Raw genomic sequence first — 15,959 nt, forward strand, 5'->3', positions numbered from 1 at the left:
CGGACAACATGGCCAAGCAACTCATAGTCGACGGCAAGGCAATCGAGGTCGAGGACGGCACGACGTTGATGCACGCCTGCGAAATGGCGGGCGCGGTTATTCCGCGTTTTTGTTATCACGAGCGGCTTTCGATCGCGGGCAACTGCCGCATGTGTCTTGTCGAAGTGCAGGGCTCGCCGAAGCCGGTCGCGTCGTGTGCGATGCTGGTCAACGATTTGCCGCCGAACAAGGATGGTTCTCCCAAGGTCATCAATACGACCTCGCCGCTCGTCAAAAAAGCCCGCGAAGGGGTGATGGAGTTTCTGCTCATCAACCACCCGCTCGATTGTCCGATCTGCGATCAGGGCGGGGAATGCGATTTGCAGGATCAGGCGATGGCCTTCGGAATGGGCGGGTCGCGCTATCACGAGAACAAGCGCGCCGTTGAAGAGAAATATATCGGGCCGTTGATCAAAACGATCATGACCCGATGCATCCATTGTACGCGCTGCGTTCGCTACATGACCGAGGTTGCAGGCGTCGAAGAGCTTGGCCTGATCGGGCGTGGCGAAGATGCGGAGATCACGACGTATCTTGAGCGCGGCATCATGTCGGAAATGAGCGCCAATGCTGTCGATCTCTGTCCGGTTGGCGCGCTGACCCATCGGCCCTGGGCATTTGCGGCGCGGCCGTGGGAAATGGAATCGACCGAAACGATCGATGCGATGGATGCCGTCGGTTCGGCCATCCGGGTCGATACCCGGGGCGGTGCCGTCATGCGCATCCTGCCGCGCAACAACGATGCCGTGAACGAGGAATGGATCTCCGACAAGACGCGGCACGTGGCCGATGGGTTGAAAATTCAGCGTCTCGACCAACCCTACATTCGTAGGAACGGGCGGCTGGAGCCGGCGAGCTGGGACGAGGCGCTTGGTCTTGTCGCCGACAAGATCAAGGCGGCGAAGCCCGATAAGACCGGCGCCGTCGCGGGCGATCTTGCGGCTGCGGAAGAAATGTTCGCGCTCAAGGATCTTCTCGGGCATCTCGGCGTCGTCTCACTTGACTGCAGGCAAGCAGGTGACAAGCTCGATCCGAAGCTCGGCCGTGCGAGCTACGTGTTCAACTCGTCTATCGAGGGAATCGAACAGGCCGACGCGATACTGATCGTCGGTTCCAATCCGCGACTTGAAGCGCCGGTGCTCAATGCGCGCATCCGTAAGCGCTGGCGTGCCGATCCGTCGATCAAGATCGCGCTGATCGGAGCGAAGGTCGATCTCACTTATCCGCATGGGTATCTCGGCGCCGGGCCGGAGACGTTGGCAGACATCGCAAGCGGAAAGCATCCGTTCGCGGAGGCCCTTAAGGATGCCAAGCATCCAATGGTGATTGTCGGTCAAGGTGCCTATGCGCGACCGGATGGACTTGCAGTGCTGTCGCTTGCCGCGCGTATCGTGGTGGCGGCCTCATCCGGGAAAGATGCGACGTGGAACGGCTTCAATGTCTTGCACACTGCTGCGGGGCGCGTCGCGGGGCTCGATCTCGGTTTTGTGCCGGGCAAGGGCGGCAAAGACCTTGCTGGGATTCTCGGTGGCGGGATGGAGCTCGTGTACCTGCTCGGCGCCGACGAGTGCGATCTTTCGAAACTTGGATCGGCGTTTGTCGTTTATCAGGGCAGCCATGGCGACCGAGGTGCGGAACGCGCCGACGTTATTCTTCCCGGTGCGGCGTATACCGAGAAGCATGCGACCTACGTCAACACGGAGGGCCGCGTACAGCACACCATGAAAGCCGCCTTCTCCCCGGGGAGTGCGAAGGAAGACTGGACGATCATTCGCGCCCTTTCAGCCCGCGCAGATGCAACTCTTTCTTATAATACTTTGAAAGAACTGCGCGCCGCGATGTACCGCGCGGCCCCGCAACTCGCGGCCGTCGATTCGGTCGAAACGCGCGCGGTCTCGGGTCTTGAGACGCTCGCAAAGCTGTCCGGGCAAACGACGGCGACGCCGTTCGGTTCGGCAATCGGCGACTTTTACCTCACCAATCCGATTGCTCGGGCATCGGCCGTGATGGCTGGCATGAGTGCGCTCAGAAGCAGCGCAGAACAGAAACTCACCGCGGCGGAATAGGATGCAATGCTGGATACGCTGCAAACATTTATGACGGACTACGGCTGGAACTTGCTGGCGCTGATCGGCTTTTCCCTGCTGCTGCTTGTCGTGCTCCTCGTCATCATTGCCTTTCTGCTGCTTATGGATCGCAAAGTCTGGGCGGCAGTGCAGATGCGGCGAGGTCCGAACGTCGTGGGGCCGTTCGGGCTTCTGCAATCCTTCGCCGACCTTTTGAAATTCGTGCTGAAGGAGCCCATCATTCCGTCTGGTGCGGACAAGGCCCTATTTCTGTTAGCGCCGCTTGCGATGTCGCTATGCGCCCTGTCGGCATGGGCTGTCATCCCGGTCAATGAGAACAGCTGGGGCCGGTGGGTCATATCCGACATGAACGTCGGAATTCTTTATTTGCTCGCGATTTCGTCTCTCGGTGTTTACGGCGTCATTATGGGCGGCTGGGCGTCGAATTCGAAGTATCCGTTCATGGGCAGTTTGCGCTCGGCGGCGCAGATGGTTTCGTATGAGGTTTCTATTGGCTTCATCATCATCTGCGTGCTGTTGTGCGTCGGATCGCTCAACATGACCGATATCGTCAACGCACAGCGCACCGGCGTCGGGACCCGCCTCGGGCTGACGAACTCGTTGCTGGATTGGCATTGGCTGACGCTTTTTCCGGTGTTCGTCATGTTCTATGTCTCGGCACTTGCCGAGACGAACCGCCCCCCGTTCGACCTGGTTGAAGCTGAATCGGAACTCGTGGCGGGTTTCATGGTCGAGTATTCATCTACGCCCTATCTCCTTTACATGCTCGGCGAATACGTCTCGATCACCACGATGTGCGCCCTGACGACGATCTTGTTTCTCGGCGGGTGGCTTCCGCCCGTCGATATCTGGCCGCTGAACGCGGTTCCCGGAATCTTCTGGTTCCTGATCAAAGTCGTCCTTGTCTTCTTCATGTTCGCGATGGCGAAGGCGATCGTTCCGCGTTATCGCTACGACCAGTTGATGCGGCTCGGGTGGAAGGTGTTTTTGCCGCTGTCGCTGCTCATGGTCGTTGCAACGGCAGCGGTTCTGAGATTTGGAGGCTTCCTGTCATGAATTTGGCGCGTGCCACCAAATCGCTGTTTCTTAGCGAATTCGTCGCGGCGTTCTTTTTGACGATGCGCTATTTCTTTTCGCCGAAGAAAACGCTGAATTATCCTTACGAAAAAGGGCCGCTGTCGCCGCGCTTTCGAGGCGAACACGCGTTGCGTCGCTATCCCAACGGCGAAGAACGGTGCATCGCCTGCAAGCTCTGTGAAGCAATCTGCCCGGCGCAGGCGATCACGATCGAAGCCGGCCCACGCCGTAATGATGGTACCCGGCGTACGACCCGTTACGACATCGATATGACGAAGTGCATCTATTGCGGTCTTTGTCAGGAAGCGTGCCCGGTAGACGCCATCGTCGAGGGCCCGAATTTCGAATTTGCGACCGAGACGCGGGAAGAGCTGTTTTACGACAAGGAACGTCTGCTTGCGAATGGCGACCGTTGGGAACGCGAGATTGCGAAGAACATCGCACTCGACGCGAAGTATCGGTGACCGGCATGAGCAAAGATGAAGTCGGAGCCGCCCGCGAGAGGTGGAGACACTAATGGCCGAAGCTGGCTTCTTTTACCTTTTTGCGGTGCTGGCGGTGGCATCGGGCGCGATGGTCATTCTCGCGAGAAATCCTGTCCACGCCGTGCTGTTCCTGATCCTGGCATTCTTCAACGCGGCGGGACTTTTTATCCTGCTTGGCGCTGAATTCATCGCCATGCTGCTGATAATCGTGTACGTCGGCGCCGTTTCGGTCTTGTTCCTCTTTGTCGTGATGATGCTCGATGTCGATTTCGCTGCGCTGAAGGCCGGATTTATCAGTAACGCGAAGGTGGGCGCGCTCGTTGGTGGCGTCGTGCTTGCGGAACTTGTCGCGCTTTTCACCTATCGTGGGCTGGTTATGGCTCCGTCTATCAGTGCCGCGTCGCCAGTGCCGGCGTCGGGGTCCGGGATTACAAACACCCAAGCGCTCGGTGATATCCTTTATACGAAGTACGTCTATTTCTTTCAGAGCGCGGGGCTCATCCTGCTCGTTGCGATGATCGGCGCGATCGTGCTGACGCTGAAACATCGTGAAAACGTCAAGCGGCAGTCCATCGCGGAACAGGTGGCGCGCGGGCCTACGACGGCATTGGAAGTTGTCAAAGTGCCGAGCGGCGGCTCGAAAATTCCAGCCGCGAAACGTCCGGAGGCAGCGGAATGACCATTGGGCTCGGGCATTATCTAACGGTCGCGGCGTGCCTTTTCACGCTCGGCATCTTCGGTATTTTTTTAAACCGCAAGAACGTCATCGTCATTCTGATGTCGATCGAGTTGATGCTGCTCGCAGTGAACATCAATCTGGTTGCGTTTTCACATTTCAACGGGGACCTGGTCGGACAGGTGTTTACATTATTCGTGTTGACGGTCGCGGCCGCGGAGGCCGCCATAGGACTCGCAATCATCGTCGTCTATTTCCGCAATCGCGGTTCGATTGCGGTTGAAGACGTCAACATGATGAAGGGGTAGGCGGGGAGCATGATCTACGCAGCAATCGTTCTCCTGCCGCTCGCCAGCGCGCTCATCGCAGGGTTTTTCGGGCGCGCCATCGGGGACCGGCCGAGTGAGGTTATCACGACCGCGCTCCTGTTTCTGGCGGCCGTACTGTCGTGGATCGTCTTCTTTCAGGTTGCCTTCGGACATGAGACGCATACCATCACGCTGCTTCGGTGGATTGCGTCCGGGGAACTCGATACGTCGTGGGCGCTCAAGGTCGATACGCTGACCGCCGTCATGCTTGTCGTCGTGACGACGGTGTCGTCTCTCGTGCATCTCTATTCCATCGGCTACATGCACGATGATGACTCGCGGCCGCGCTTCTTTGCGTATTTGTCGCTTTTCACATTTGCGATGCTCACGCTGGTGACGAGCGACAACCTCGTACAAATGTTTTTCGGTTGGGAAGGCGTCGGCCTCGCGTCCTATCTGCTTATCGGATTCTGGTACAAGAAGCCGTCGGCATGCGCCGCCGCAATCAAGGCGTTCGTCGTCAACCGTGTCGGCGACTTCGGATTTGCTCTCGGTATCTTCGGGCTGTTCTACGTCTTCCGCACCGTAAACTTCGACGCCATCTTTGCGGCGGCTCCGAGTGCTGTCGGGAAGACGTTTCTATTCGCAGGGTATGACGTCGATATCCTGACAACATTGTCACTCCTCTTGTTCATGGGTGCGATGGGCAAGTCGGCGCAGTTTCTGCTCCACACCTGGTTGCCTGATGCGATGGAGGGTCCGACGCCTGTTTCCGCGCTGATCCACGCTGCGACGATGGTGACTGCGGGTGTCTTCATGGTCGCGCGGTTGTCGCCTATCTTCGAGCTGGCGCCGGAGGCTTTGAAGTTCGTGACGCTGATCGGCGCGATCACGGCATTCTTCGCGGCGAGCGTGGGGCTCGTTCAAAACGACATCAAGCGCGTTATCGCGTATTCAACCTGCTCGCAGCTCGGCTACATGTTCGTCGCCTGCGGAGTAGGGGCCTACGGCGCCGGCATCTTTCATCTTTTCACGCACGCGTTCTTCAAGGCGCTTTTGTTCCTTGGCGCGGGCTCGGTCATCCATGCGATGCATCACGAGCAGGATATGCGCGCGATGGGCGGCCTACGCGCAAAAATCCCGTGGACGTTCGCCGCGATGCTGGTCGGGACCTTGGCCATTACGGGCGTCGGCATTCCGCATCTGACGGGTCTATCCGGCTTTTATTCGAAAGATGCCATCATCGAAGCCGCATACGCTGCGAATACACCGAACAATTATGCGTTCTGGCTCCTTGTAATAGGCGCGCTGATGACCGCGTTTTATTCGTGGCGTCTGATCTTCATGACATTCTTTGGCGAGACGCGCGCGGATCATCACACCTATGATCATGCGCACGAGAGTCCGCCGACGATGATGGTGCCTCTGGCCGTGCTATCGCTCGGCGCTGCTTTCGCTGGATTGGTGTTTACGAGCTATTTCATCGGTTCGAACCAGCACGCATTCTGGAACGGTGCGATTTTCTACGGCGCGGACAATAATATCCTGGAAAAGATGGAAGAGGTTCCGGGGTGGGTCGGATTGTCGTCGTTCGTCGCGATGCTGATCGGTTTTGCGATTGCGTGGCTCTACTACGTACAGATGCCGTGGCTTCCGGCTGCTACAGCCCGCGCGTTCCGGCCGCTGTACCTGTTCTTGCTGAACAAGTGGTATTTCGACGAACTCTACAACGCTGTTTTCGTCCGTCCGGCGTTTGCTATCGGGCGCTTCTTTTGGAAAGGCGGGGACGGGGCGGTTATCGACGGCGCGATCGACGGCACCGCCGCCGGCGTAGGGCGCGTCACGGCCAGGGTCGTCAAGCTTCAGACGGGCTATCTCTACCACTACGCCTTCGCCATGCTGATCGGCGTCGCGGCGATCCTGACTTGGCTCACATATAACGGGCTCTTCGCCGGGGCGTTCAAATGAGCAATCTTCTATCCGTCATTATTTTTCTGCCGCTCGTCGGCGCGCTCCTGATTGCGACGCAGAACGCGGAAGCCAAAGGCAATGCGCGGTGGATCGCGCTTTGGACGACGCTCGTCACATTCTTCGTGTCGTTGCTCGTCTGGTGGAACTTCGACACGACAACGGCCGGATTTCAGTTCGTCGAGGAGCATGCTTGGCTCGGACCGCTGAAGTATAAGCTCGGCGTCGACGGCATTTCGATGCTGTTCATCATTCTGACGACGTTCCTCATGCCGCTCTGTATCCTTGCGAGCTGGGTATCCATCCAGGATCGCGTCAAGGAATACATGATAGCCTTCTTGGTTCTCGAAACGCTTATGCTCGGCGTTTTCTGCGCGCTTGATCTCGTACTGTTCTATCTATTCTTCGAAGGCGGCCTCATCCCGATGTTCATCATCATCGGTGTCTGGGGCGGCAAGCGCCGCGTTTATGCGAGCTTCAAGTTTTTTCTCTATACGCTTCTTGGCTCGGTGCTGATGCTTCTCGCGATGATGGCGATGTACTGGCACGCGGGGACGACGGACATTCCAACTCTTCTGCAGACAAAGTTTCCGCCGGAAATGCAGAAATGGCTTTGGATTGCGTTCTTCGCATCGTTTGCCGTGAAGATGCCGATGTGGCCGGTGCATACGTGGCTGCCGGATGCTCACGTTGAGGCGCCGACAGCCGGTTCGGTCATCCTTGCCGGCATTCTGCTGAAGATGGGCGGTTACGGGTTCTTGCGCTTTTCGCTGCCGATGTTTCCGAACGCGTCGGCCGATCTTGCTCCCTTTATTTTCACGCTGTCGATTGTCGCGATCATCTACACGTCGCTCGTGGCCCTCGTGCAGGAGGATATGAAGAAGCTCATTGCGTATTCCTCCGTCGCGCACATGGGCTATGTCACGATGGGTATTTTTACGGGATCGCAGCAAGGGCTTGACGGCGCTATTTTCCAGATGCTGTCGCACGGTCTCGTATCGTCGGCGTTGTTCCTGTGCGTCGGCGTCATCTACGACCGAATGCACACGCGCGAGATTGCCGCCTATGGTGGGCTCGTCGAGCGGATGCCGAAATATGCGTTTGCCTTCATGGTGTTCACGATGGCCAATGTCGGTCTGCCGGGCACAAGCGGTTTTATCGGCGAATTCCTGACGCTGCTCTCTGCGTTCAAGGCGAACACCTGGGTTGCGATCCTGGCCACGACTGGTGTTATTCTGTCGGCCGCTTATGCACTTTATCTCTATCGCCGTGTCATATTCGGCGCGCTGGAGAAAGCGAACCTCCGCAGCATTCTGGACCTTTCACCGCGCGAGGTAGCGATCCTTGCGCCGCTCATTCTGCTAACGATTTTTTACGGGGTTTATCCGGCACCGGTGCTCGATGTGACGGCGACGTCCGTAAAAAATCTGGTGCAGAATTATCAGGCGGCGCAGCAGACGTCGGCCGCGGCGCTGGTGCCGTAGGGATTTTGATCGATGGATAGCACGCTGTTCCACACCGTAATGCCCGAGCTGATCCTTGCGGTCGGTGCGATGGTTCTCTTGATGGCCGGTGTCTTCATGCCCAAGGGCGAGGCGAGCGGCCGTATCATTTCGTGGCTTGCAATCGGCGTGCTTGTCCTTGCAACGTTCGCGGTGCTGGAAGGCAGCGGGACGCAGAGCCTGTTCGATGGCGCGTTCATTTCGGATGCTTTTAGCCGGTTTCTGAAAGTCATTATTCTGGTTTCGGCGGCTCTGACGCTCGTCATTACATTCGACGATTTCGGCCGCGAACGGTTGATGCTGTTCGAATATCCCGTGCTATTCCTGATCGCGACGCTCGGCATGCTGCTGATGGTTTCGGCGAACGATCTGATCGCGCTCTATCTCGGACTCGAGATGCATTCGCTGGCGCTTTATGTTATCGCCGCGTTCAAGCGCGATGACGTGCGATCGAGCGAAGCGGGGTTGAAATACTTCGTGCTCGGAGCGCTTTCGTCCGGGATGTTGCTCTACGGCGCATCGTTGATCTACGGCGTAACGGGTGTAACCGGCTACGCCGGGATTGCGGCTGCTGCTAAGGCGCCGGAGATGGCTGCGAATATCGGACTGACGGTCGGTCTGGTTTTCGTGCTCGTCGGGCTGGCGTTTAAGATTTCCGCCGTGCCGTTCCATATGTGGACGCCGGATGTCTACCAAGGCGCGCCAACGCCGGTGACGGCATTCTTCGCCGGTGCTCCGAAGGTTGCTGCAATGGCGCTGATCCTTCGTTTCACGTTGGCGGCACTTCCGGGAATTGCGCCCCAGTGGCAGCAGATCGTTATCTTCCTTGCAATTGCGTCGATGGCGCTCGGCGCCTTTGCTGCTATTGGGCAGACGAACATCAAGCGGCTGCTTGCGTACTCGTCAATCGGGCACGTCGGATTTGCATTGATCGGGCTCGCGGCCGACAATACCGAAGGAACAGCAGGCGTTCTTATTTACCTGACGATCTATGTCGTCATGACCCTTTGTGCGTTCGCCTGCGTTCTGACGATGCGCCGCAAGCACGGCAATGTCGAAGACATCAACGATCTTGCCGGGCTGGCAAAGACGGATCTGACGTTTGCGGCGATCATGGCCATCCTGATGTTTTCGCTGGCGGGAATTCCGCCGCTGGCCGGATTCTGGGCTAAATGGTACGTGTTTCTGCCCGCGATCAAAGCCGGGCTATATCCGTTGGCGGTTATTGGCGTGGTGACAAGCGTCGTTGGCGCCTTTTACTATTTGCGGATCGTGAAGATAATGTTCTTCGACGAGTCAGCGGAAGCGTTTCTGCCGCGAGAGAGCAAGACCTTTGCTGTCATGGCGCTCTCGGCGGTGTTCGTTCTCTTGTTTTTCCTGCCGTTCATCGGCGGCACGCTGGTCGATGCGGCCAACGCCGCAGCTGCCGCATTAGCGCAGCCGCAGACGCTTTAGCAGAGCAATGGACGCATCCGGCGCGCCCCGCGTTATCCATATTGAGGAAACCGGCTCGACGAACGCCGATGCGATGCGGTTAGCCGTCAATGGCGAGGATTTGCCTCTCTGGGTTCTTGCCGACCGGCAGACCGCGGGGCGGGGCCGACAAGGCCGGACGTGGATTTCACCAAAGGGAAATCTTCACGCGAGTCTCGCCTTTTGCTGCGGCGCCCCCATCGAAAAGGCGGGACAATTGTCACTTGTCGCTGGAATCGCGCTTTTCGAAGCTGTCCGGGCCTTGACGGACCTTGCGCATGGCACCGGACTTCGCCTCAAATGGCCGAACGACGTATTGATGGGGGGCGCTAAGATGGGGGGCATTCTCGTCGAGAGTACAACGGCGCGGGGAAGCCCCGGGTTTCTCGCGGTCATCGGGTTCGGCGTGAATATAGAAACTGCGCCCCAGGATCTCGGCGGCTCGGCGACTGCTCTTCGGCTTCATGCCGCAACTGCCGCCCTTTCGCCAAAGGGCTTGCTGGCGCCCCTGGCAGATCAGTTTTCGCGCTGGCTTGCTGTTTGGGGTGACGGCGAGGGGTTCTCAGATATCCGGAAAGCCTGGATCGAACGCGCGGGGCCGATCAGCGAGCGAATCAGGGTCAATTCCGTGGATGGACCTATTTCCGGCCGGTATCAGGGGCTTTCGGACTCCGGTGCGCTTCTGATGGACGTCGACGGCGACATTCGCGAAATCAATCACGGCGATGTGGCGCTTGGCATTTCGGCCGTAGAGAACGGGGACGCATGAGCGAGCGCGGCAAACCAAACCAACGGCTGGGAAATAACAAACGCGACGAACTCGTCTTCATGGCCCTCGGCGGTCTCGGTGAGATCGGAATGAACGTCTATCTTTACGGCTACGGTCCGCCGAACGCGCGCTCGTGGCTGATGGTGGACCTGGGCGTCACGTTTCCGCATGAGTCGGAGCCGGGTGCGGACGTTGTCCTGCCGGATCTAAGATACATCGTGTCGGACCGGAAAAATCTTGCCGGATTGGTTCTGACACATGGACACGAAGATCACATTGGAGCGGTTCTCGATCTTTGGCCCTCGCTCGAATGCCCTATTTTTGCAACGCCCTTTACGGCCGGGTTGCTTAAGCTGAAATTCGGAGAAGCTGAGCGAAAGAGCCTTCCCGTCCGGACCATTCCACTCGGCGGCCGGTTTCAAGCGGGGGCGTTCGACGTTGAGTTTGTTGGGCTGACGCACTCGATACCGGAGCCGAACGGGCTTGCCATTCGCACGCCTGCGGGTCTTGTCTTTCACACAGGCGATTGGAAGTTTGACGCAACACCGGTTGTCGGCAAATCGCATGACGTTGCGAAGCTGCAGTCACTCGGCGACGAAGGCGTACTTGCGATCGTCTGCGATTCCACGAACGCCATGCGCGACGGGCGCTCAGCTTCGGAAGCCGATGTTGCGAAGACGTTGACGAAGATTATTGCCGATGCGCCGCGCTGCGTGGCGGTTACGCTGTTTGCTTCGAATGTCGCGCGGATCGTCTCAGTCGCGGCAGCCGCACATAAGGCCGGACGCACGTTGATTGTTGCGGGCCGGGCTCTGCATCGTATCATCGAGGTGGCGATCGAAACCGGATATCTGCCGGAAAGCTTCACATATCTCGACCAGCAGCGCTTTGCGGATGTCCCGCGCAATAAAGTTGTCGTGCTTTGCACCGGCAGCCAGGGTGAAAGCCGTGCGGCTGTCGCGCGCATTGCTGAGGATGAGCATCCAGATATATCGCTCGACAAGGGCGACATTATTATCTTTTCATCGCGGACAATTCCAGGAAACGAGAAAGCAGTCGGACGCGTGCAGAACGGGTTCGCGCGGCTCGGCGTCGATATCGTCACCGATGCGGATGCGCTTGTGCACGTCACAGGTCACCCGCGACGGGACGAGCTTAAGGATATGTATGCGTGGCTAAGGCCTAAAATTGCCGTGCCGATGCATGGGGAGGCGCTTCATCTCCGAGCGAACGGTAAACTGGCGCGCGCATGCGGTGTCAAAGAGACGCTCACGATCGTCGACGGTGAGATGCTGAAACTATGGCCAGAGCCCGCGAGCGTCATCGACGAAGCTCCGGTCGGGCGACTTTATCGCGATGGAAATTTGATTGTTCCGGATGCCGAGGGGCCGGTCAAGTCGCGGCGCAAATTGTCCTTCGTCGGCATTGCGGTTGTCTCGCTCGTTCTCTCGCGGCGCGGCGAGGTTCTGAGCGAGCCCGGGCTTGTCCTCGAAGGCATTCCGGCTGCCGACAGCGATGGCGAAGCGATGCGGGAAGTCGTCTACGACGCCATCGACGGGACGCTGAGATCGATCCCGCCCAAGCGCCGGAGTGACGCCGCTATGGTGCAAGAAGCGGTACAGCGCGCCGTCCGCTCGGCCATTAACGAAGCCTGGGGCAAGAAGCCGGTTGTCAAAGTGCTGCTCTCCGTGGTGGAAGCTAGGGGCTGACGGCCATTGCGGCCGCACGAGTTCATTCCCAGGCCGGAGATAGACGTATGATCGGACGTTTGAACCATGTCGCAATCGCGGTCAAAGACCTCGAAAAGGCTGCATCGGTTTATCGAAACGCCCTCGGCGCCAAGGTCGGGGAACCCACCGCACAACCGGAACATGGCGTTACCGTCGTCTTCATCGATCTGCCGAACACGAAAATCGAACTGCTTGAGCCGCTCGGCGAAAATTCGCCAATTGCGAAATTTCTCGAAAAAGCTCCCGACGGCGGCATTCATCATGTATGCTACGAAGTTGAGGACATCATCGCCTCACGTGATCAGCTGAGGGCACAGGGAGCTCGCGTACTCGGCGACGGCAATCCGAAGATCGGCGCGCACGGCAAGCCCGTGCTGTTCCTGCATCCGAAGGATTTTTGCGGCACCCTCGTCGAGCTAGAGCAAGTATAGATCGGGCCGCAATCCCGCGTCCGAAGACCGAAGGGAAACAGACGATGCGAACATCGGTGGCTGTCGCGACCTTCTTTGTCTTATGGTTTATCACCCTCTTTGCGGTGCTGCCGTTTTTCGCCCACACGCAGGACGAAGCTGGAGAAGTGGTTCCCGGCACGCCAGAAAGCGCCCCGCACAGGATCAACATGTTCAAGGTGTTTTGCGTCAATACGGTCGTGACGGCTGGTGTTTTTGCCATTGTTTATACGATCATTGCAAATTACTGAGCGCGCCGTTTGTCGTGCGTTCGCGTTTGCACTTCGCATTTCAGACCACTCGTCGTTCACGCCGGCTTGGCGACGACGGCGTTGCGACGTTGCAAGGTCGCCATGAACGGGGTACTTGGGCTTGCTTTTGGCACCCATGACCAACCCGGCGCGGTTCGCCCGCGCAGAAATCGACGAGCGGATCACAATGCGTCTTCCGATGCTATCTGTCTGTGTTCTACCTGCCGCGCAACGGCACGCGTCGGAGCGGGCCTATGAGTAAGCGCGCGCTTCCGGTCACCCGCGAACAGAATTTTCCCGATTGGTATCAGGCTGTCGTGCGCGATGGCGATATGGCGGAGACGAGCCCTGTCCGTGGCTGCATGATCATCAAGCCCTGGGGCTGGGGTGTCTGGGAGCGTATCCAGGCGGAACTCGATCAGCGCATCAAGGATACGGGGCACGACAACTGCTATTTCCCGCTGTTCATCCCTATGAGCTTCATCGCCAAGGAAGCCGAGCACGTCGAAGGCTTCGCGAAGGAGATGGCGGTCGTCACACACCACCGCTTGAAGAACGAGGGTGGCAAGCTGGTTGTCGATCCGGACGCCAAGCTCGAAGAACCGTTGATTGTTCGCCCGACCTCCGAGACAATCATCGGCGATGCGTTTCAGCGCTGGATCAAGAGCTATCGCGACCTGCCATTGCTTGTGAATCAATGGGCGAACGTAGTGCGCTGGGAAATGCGGACGCGTCTTTTTTTACGCACGGCCGAATTCCTTTGGCAGGAAGGACATACGGCGCATGCCGACCGTGAGGATGCTGTCGCCGAAACCTTGAAGATGCTCGAAGTCTATCGCTCATTTGCCGAAGATGTGCTGGCGATGCCGGTCATTGCGGGCGAGAAGCCGGCGAACGAGCGTTTTCCGGGCGCCGATAACACCTACTCCATCGAAGCGATGATGCAGGACGGAAAGGCGTTGCAGGCGGGCACGTCGCATTATCTTGGCACGCACTTCGCCGAGGCACAGAATATTCAGTTTCAAAACGCGGATGGGCAACTCACGTTCTGTCATACGACGAGCTGGGGCGTCTCGACGCGCCTGATCGGCGGCGTGATCATGACTCACGGCGACGACGACGGTTTACGGCTGCCGCCGATGATTGCTCCGCGCCAGATCATCATCGTGCCGATGCTGCGGGAGAAACCGGAGGATGCCGCGCTCGTCGAATACTGCACATCGCTTGAAAGGGAATTGAAGGCGGCCGGCATTCGTACGCTTGTCGATCTCAAACCAATCAAATCGGCCGAGAAGCGATGGAACTGGGTGCGCCGTGGGGCTCCGATCATCGTCGAAATTGGAGGCCGCGATGCGAGCGGTGGAAACGTGACGTTCATGCGTCGCGACCGGCTGCGTGACGGCGACAAAGTCATCTCACACACGCAGCCGCGCACATCGTTCGTCGGGGCTGCACAGGAGTTGCTGAAGGAGATCCAGGCAAATCTTTATGCCGAAGCCAAGGCGCGGCTCGACGGTAATATTGTCTCGAACCTCACGTCGTTTGACGAGCTTGCCGATTATTTCGGACCGGCGGGGGGAGAGGACGAAAGCGCCGCGTTCAAGGGCTGGGTCCGCGTCCCATGGGTGCGTCCGGAGGGGGCAAGCCTTGAAGCCATCGCTGATCGGCTCAAGGCGCTGAAACTGACGATTCGCAACGCCCCGCTCACGCAAGATGCTGTCAAGGGGGCATGTCTTTTCACGGGAGAACCGGCAAAGGAGTATGTTCTGGTCGCACGGGCCTATTAAAAGGCTGAAAAAGCGGAGGCGGCCTTAACTGCGACACAGGGAGGTGCGATGCGGCGCGCACCCAGGGCCAGACGGAGCGAGGGGCAATCATGACGGACGTCCGGGACACCAAGCCCTTTTCACGTTTCGAGTGGATGATTGCCGGACGCTACCTTAGGGCGCGGCGCAAAGAAGGGTTCATCTCGGTCATTGCCGGCTTCTCGTTTCTCGGCATCATGCTCGGTGTGGCGACACTCATCATCGTCATGGCGGTGATGAATGGATTTCGTCACGACCTGTTTGCGAAGATCATGGGCCTCAACGGCCACGTCATCGTGCAGAAGCTTGCCGATCGTTTTGACGATTATCAGCAGATGGCCGACAAGATCAAACAGGTGCCCGGAGTTGTCTCCGCGATGCCGGTGATCGAGGGCCAAGTCATGGTTTCGTCGAGCACGCAGGCGCTTGGCGGTCTGGTCCGGGGCGTGCGGGAGAAAGATCTTAAATCGCTGAAGCTCGTTGCCGGGAACGTACGTGCCGGAACGCTTGACGGCTTCGATAAGCAGGACGGCATTGCGATGGGCGTCCGGCTTGCGAACCAATTGCACGTCGGTCTCGGGGATCGCGTGACGCTCGTTTCGCCACGTGGTGCCGCGACACCGTTCGGGACCGCGCCGCGATCAAAGTCGTATCAGATCACGTCGCTCTTTGAACTCGGCATGAGCGAATACGATCGCATGATGATCTTCATGCCGCTTGCGGAGGCGCAGAAGTATTTCGCGAAGAACGGCGAAGTGGATGTGATCGAGGTTGTCGTCAACGATCCCGAGAATGTCGCAGCTTTTCGCTCTGAAATTCTTAGGGCCGGCGGTCCGAGCATTGCGGTTGCCGACTGGCGGCAACGCAACGAGACGTTCTTCAACGTGCTTTCGGTCGAGCGCAACGTGATGTTCATCATCTTGTCGCTTATCGTGCTCGTGGCGGCGCTGAACATCATCTCCGGCTTGATGATGCTGGTGAAGGATAAGGGCCGGGATATTGCAATTCTCCGGACGATGGGCGCGACGAAGGGCGCGGTGATGCGCGTGTTCCTGATAACGGGTGCATCGATTGGCGTCGTGGGGACGCTGGCGGGTTTCGTGCTGGGCGTCGTTTTCTGTTGGAACATCGAGCGCATCAAGGATTTCGCCTCGTGGATCACGGGGGCGACCGTCTTTGATCCCAGCGTCTATTATCTGACGAAGCTACCGACCGACATCGATCCGCACGAGACGGGGGGCATCGTCATCATGGCGCTGGTTCTGTCGGTGATTGCGACGCTGTATCCGTCCTGGCGCGCGTCGCGTCTCGATCCCGTCGAAGCGCTACGGTACGAGTGA

14 protein-coding genes are annotated in these 15,959 nt (G+C 58.4%); all 14 read left to right on the forward strand.

The window, feature by feature from the left end; all coding sequences use genetic code 11:
* Nucleotides 1-8: 8 nt before the first annotated feature.
* The 14 genes from nuoG to VHB22_RS05750 all read left to right on the forward strand — a co-directional run bounded on the left by nuoG (nt 9) and on the right by VHB22_RS05750 (nt 15,959).
* Nucleotides 9-2,105: an NADH-quinone oxidoreductase subunit NuoG gene (nuoG, locus tag VHB22_RS05685; RefSeq protein ID WP_325455986.1), complete on the forward strand. Its 2,097-nt coding sequence runs from the start codon at nt 9-11 to the stop codon at nt 2,103-2,105.
* A gap of 6 nt (nt 2,106-2,111) precedes the next feature.
* Nucleotides 2,112-3,182, forward strand: coding sequence for an NADH-quinone oxidoreductase subunit NuoH (nuoH, locus tag VHB22_RS05690; protein WP_325455987.1), 1,071 nt, complete (start codon nt 2,112-2,114; stop codon nt 3,180-3,182).
* On the forward strand, nt 3,179-3,667 hold the full coding sequence (gene nuoI / locus VHB22_RS05695) for an NADH-quinone oxidoreductase subunit NuoI (RefSeq protein ID WP_325455988.1): 489 nt from the start codon (nt 3,179-3,181) through the stop codon (nt 3,665-3,667). The genes nuoH and nuoI overlap by 4 nt, the downstream gene beginning before the upstream one ends.
* Nucleotides 3,668-3,719: 52 nt before the next feature.
* Nucleotides 3,720-4,367 (forward strand): NADH-quinone oxidoreductase subunit J, encoded by a 648-nt coding sequence (locus VHB22_RS05700; RefSeq protein ID WP_325455989.1) that lies wholly within the window; start codon nt 3,720-3,722, stop codon nt 4,365-4,367.
* Nucleotides 4,364-4,672 (forward strand): NADH-quinone oxidoreductase subunit NuoK, encoded by a 309-nt coding sequence (gene nuoK, locus VHB22_RS05705; RefSeq protein ID WP_325455990.1) that lies wholly within the window; start codon nt 4,364-4,366, stop codon nt 4,670-4,672. Before VHB22_RS05700 ends, nuoK begins: the two co-directional genes overlap by 4 nt.
* A gap of 9 nt (nt 4,673-4,681) precedes the next feature.
* Nucleotides 4,682-6,640 carry an NADH-quinone oxidoreductase subunit L gene (nuoL, locus tag VHB22_RS05710; RefSeq protein WP_325455991.1) on the forward strand — a complete coding sequence of 653 codons (1,959 nt, stop codon included), beginning with the start codon at nt 4,682-4,684 and terminating at the stop codon, nt 6,638-6,640.
* Nucleotides 6,637-8,124 (forward strand): NADH-quinone oxidoreductase subunit M, encoded by a 1,488-nt coding sequence (locus VHB22_RS05715; RefSeq protein WP_325455992.1) that lies wholly within the window; start codon nt 6,637-6,639, stop codon nt 8,122-8,124. The genes nuoL and VHB22_RS05715 overlap by 4 nt, the downstream gene beginning before the upstream one ends.
* Nucleotides 8,125-8,136: 12 nt before the next feature.
* Nucleotides 8,137-9,597: an NADH-quinone oxidoreductase subunit NuoN gene (gene nuoN / locus VHB22_RS05720; protein ID WP_325455993.1), complete on the forward strand. Its 1,461-nt coding sequence runs from the start codon at nt 8,137-8,139 to the stop codon at nt 9,595-9,597.
* Nucleotides 9,598-9,604: 7 nt separating this feature from the next.
* Nucleotides 9,605-10,384 carry a biotin--[acetyl-CoA-carboxylase] ligase gene (locus VHB22_RS05725; RefSeq protein ID WP_325455994.1) on the forward strand — a complete coding sequence of 260 codons (780 nt, stop codon included), beginning with the start codon at nt 9,605-9,607 and terminating at the stop codon, nt 10,382-10,384.
* Nucleotides 10,381-12,093, forward strand: a complete 1,713-nt coding sequence (locus tag VHB22_RS05730) for a ribonuclease J (protein WP_325455995.1) — start codon at nt 10,381-10,383, stop codon at nt 12,091-12,093. The genes VHB22_RS05725 and VHB22_RS05730 overlap by 4 nt, the downstream gene beginning before the upstream one ends.
* A gap of 47 nt (nt 12,094-12,140) precedes the next feature.
* Nucleotides 12,141-12,545, forward strand: a complete 405-nt coding sequence (gene mce, locus VHB22_RS05735; RefSeq protein WP_325455996.1) for a methylmalonyl-CoA epimerase — start codon at nt 12,141-12,143, stop codon at nt 12,543-12,545.
* 56 nt (nt 12,546-12,601) lie between these two features.
* Complete coding sequence (locus VHB22_RS05740; protein ID WP_325455997.1) at nt 12,602-12,814, forward strand: DUF1467 family protein; 213 nt, start codon at nt 12,602-12,604, stop codon at nt 12,812-12,814.
* Nucleotides 12,815-13,068: 254 nt separating this feature from the next.
* Nucleotides 13,069-14,601: a proline--tRNA ligase gene (gene proS / locus VHB22_RS05745; RefSeq protein ID WP_325455998.1), complete on the forward strand. Its 1,533-nt coding sequence runs from the start codon at nt 13,069-13,071 to the stop codon at nt 14,599-14,601.
* Between the two features lie 89 nt (nt 14,602-14,690).
* The gene (locus VHB22_RS05750) at nt 14,691-15,959 is read left to right on the forward strand and encodes a lipoprotein-releasing ABC transporter permease subunit (RefSeq protein WP_325455999.1); all 1,269 of its coding nucleotides are present in this window, start codon (nt 14,691-14,693) and stop codon (nt 15,957-15,959) included.

The sequence above is a fragment of the Hyphomicrobium sp. genome, from assembly GCF_035548195.1.
Classification (GTDB): Bacteria; Pseudomonadota; Alphaproteobacteria; order Rhizobiales; family Hyphomicrobiaceae; genus Hyphomicrobium_B.

What these genes read in the sequence shown, in the direction of transcription:
- nuoG (WP_325455986.1), top strand. Translation starts at nt 9, where the DNA reads ATGGCCAAGCAACTCATAGTCGACGGCAAGGCAATCGAGGTCGAGGAC.
- nuoH (WP_325455987.1), top strand. Translation starts at nt 2,112, where the DNA reads ATGCTGGATACGCTGCAAACATTTATGACGGACTACGGCTGGAACTTG.
- nuoI (WP_325455988.1), top strand. Translation starts at nt 3,179, where the DNA reads ATGAATTTGGCGCGTGCCACCAAATCGCTGTTTCTTAGCGAATTCGTC.
- VHB22_RS05700 (WP_325455989.1), top strand. Translation starts at nt 3,720, where the DNA reads ATGGCCGAAGCTGGCTTCTTTTACCTTTTTGCGGTGCTGGCGGTGGCA.
- nuoK (WP_325455990.1), top strand. Translation starts at nt 4,364, where the DNA reads ATGACCATTGGGCTCGGGCATTATCTAACGGTCGCGGCGTGCCTTTTC.
- nuoL (WP_325455991.1), top strand. Translation starts at nt 4,682, where the DNA reads ATGATCTACGCAGCAATCGTTCTCCTGCCGCTCGCCAGCGCGCTCATC.
- VHB22_RS05715 (WP_325455992.1), top strand. Translation starts at nt 6,637, where the DNA reads ATGAGCAATCTTCTATCCGTCATTATTTTTCTGCCGCTCGTCGGCGCG.
- nuoN (WP_325455993.1), top strand. Translation starts at nt 8,137, where the DNA reads ATGGATAGCACGCTGTTCCACACCGTAATGCCCGAGCTGATCCTTGCG.
- VHB22_RS05725 (WP_325455994.1), top strand. Translation starts at nt 9,605, where the DNA reads ATGGACGCATCCGGCGCGCCCCGCGTTATCCATATTGAGGAAACCGGC.
- VHB22_RS05730 (WP_325455995.1), top strand. Translation starts at nt 10,381, where the DNA reads ATGAGCGAGCGCGGCAAACCAAACCAACGGCTGGGAAATAACAAACGC.
- mce (WP_325455996.1), top strand. Translation starts at nt 12,141, where the DNA reads ATGATCGGACGTTTGAACCATGTCGCAATCGCGGTCAAAGACCTCGAA.
- proS (WP_325455998.1), top strand. Translation starts at nt 13,069, where the DNA reads ATGAGTAAGCGCGCGCTTCCGGTCACCCGCGAACAGAATTTTCCCGAT.
- VHB22_RS05750 (WP_325455999.1), top strand. Translation starts at nt 14,691, where the DNA reads ATGACGGACGTCCGGGACACCAAGCCCTTTTCACGTTTCGAGTGGATG.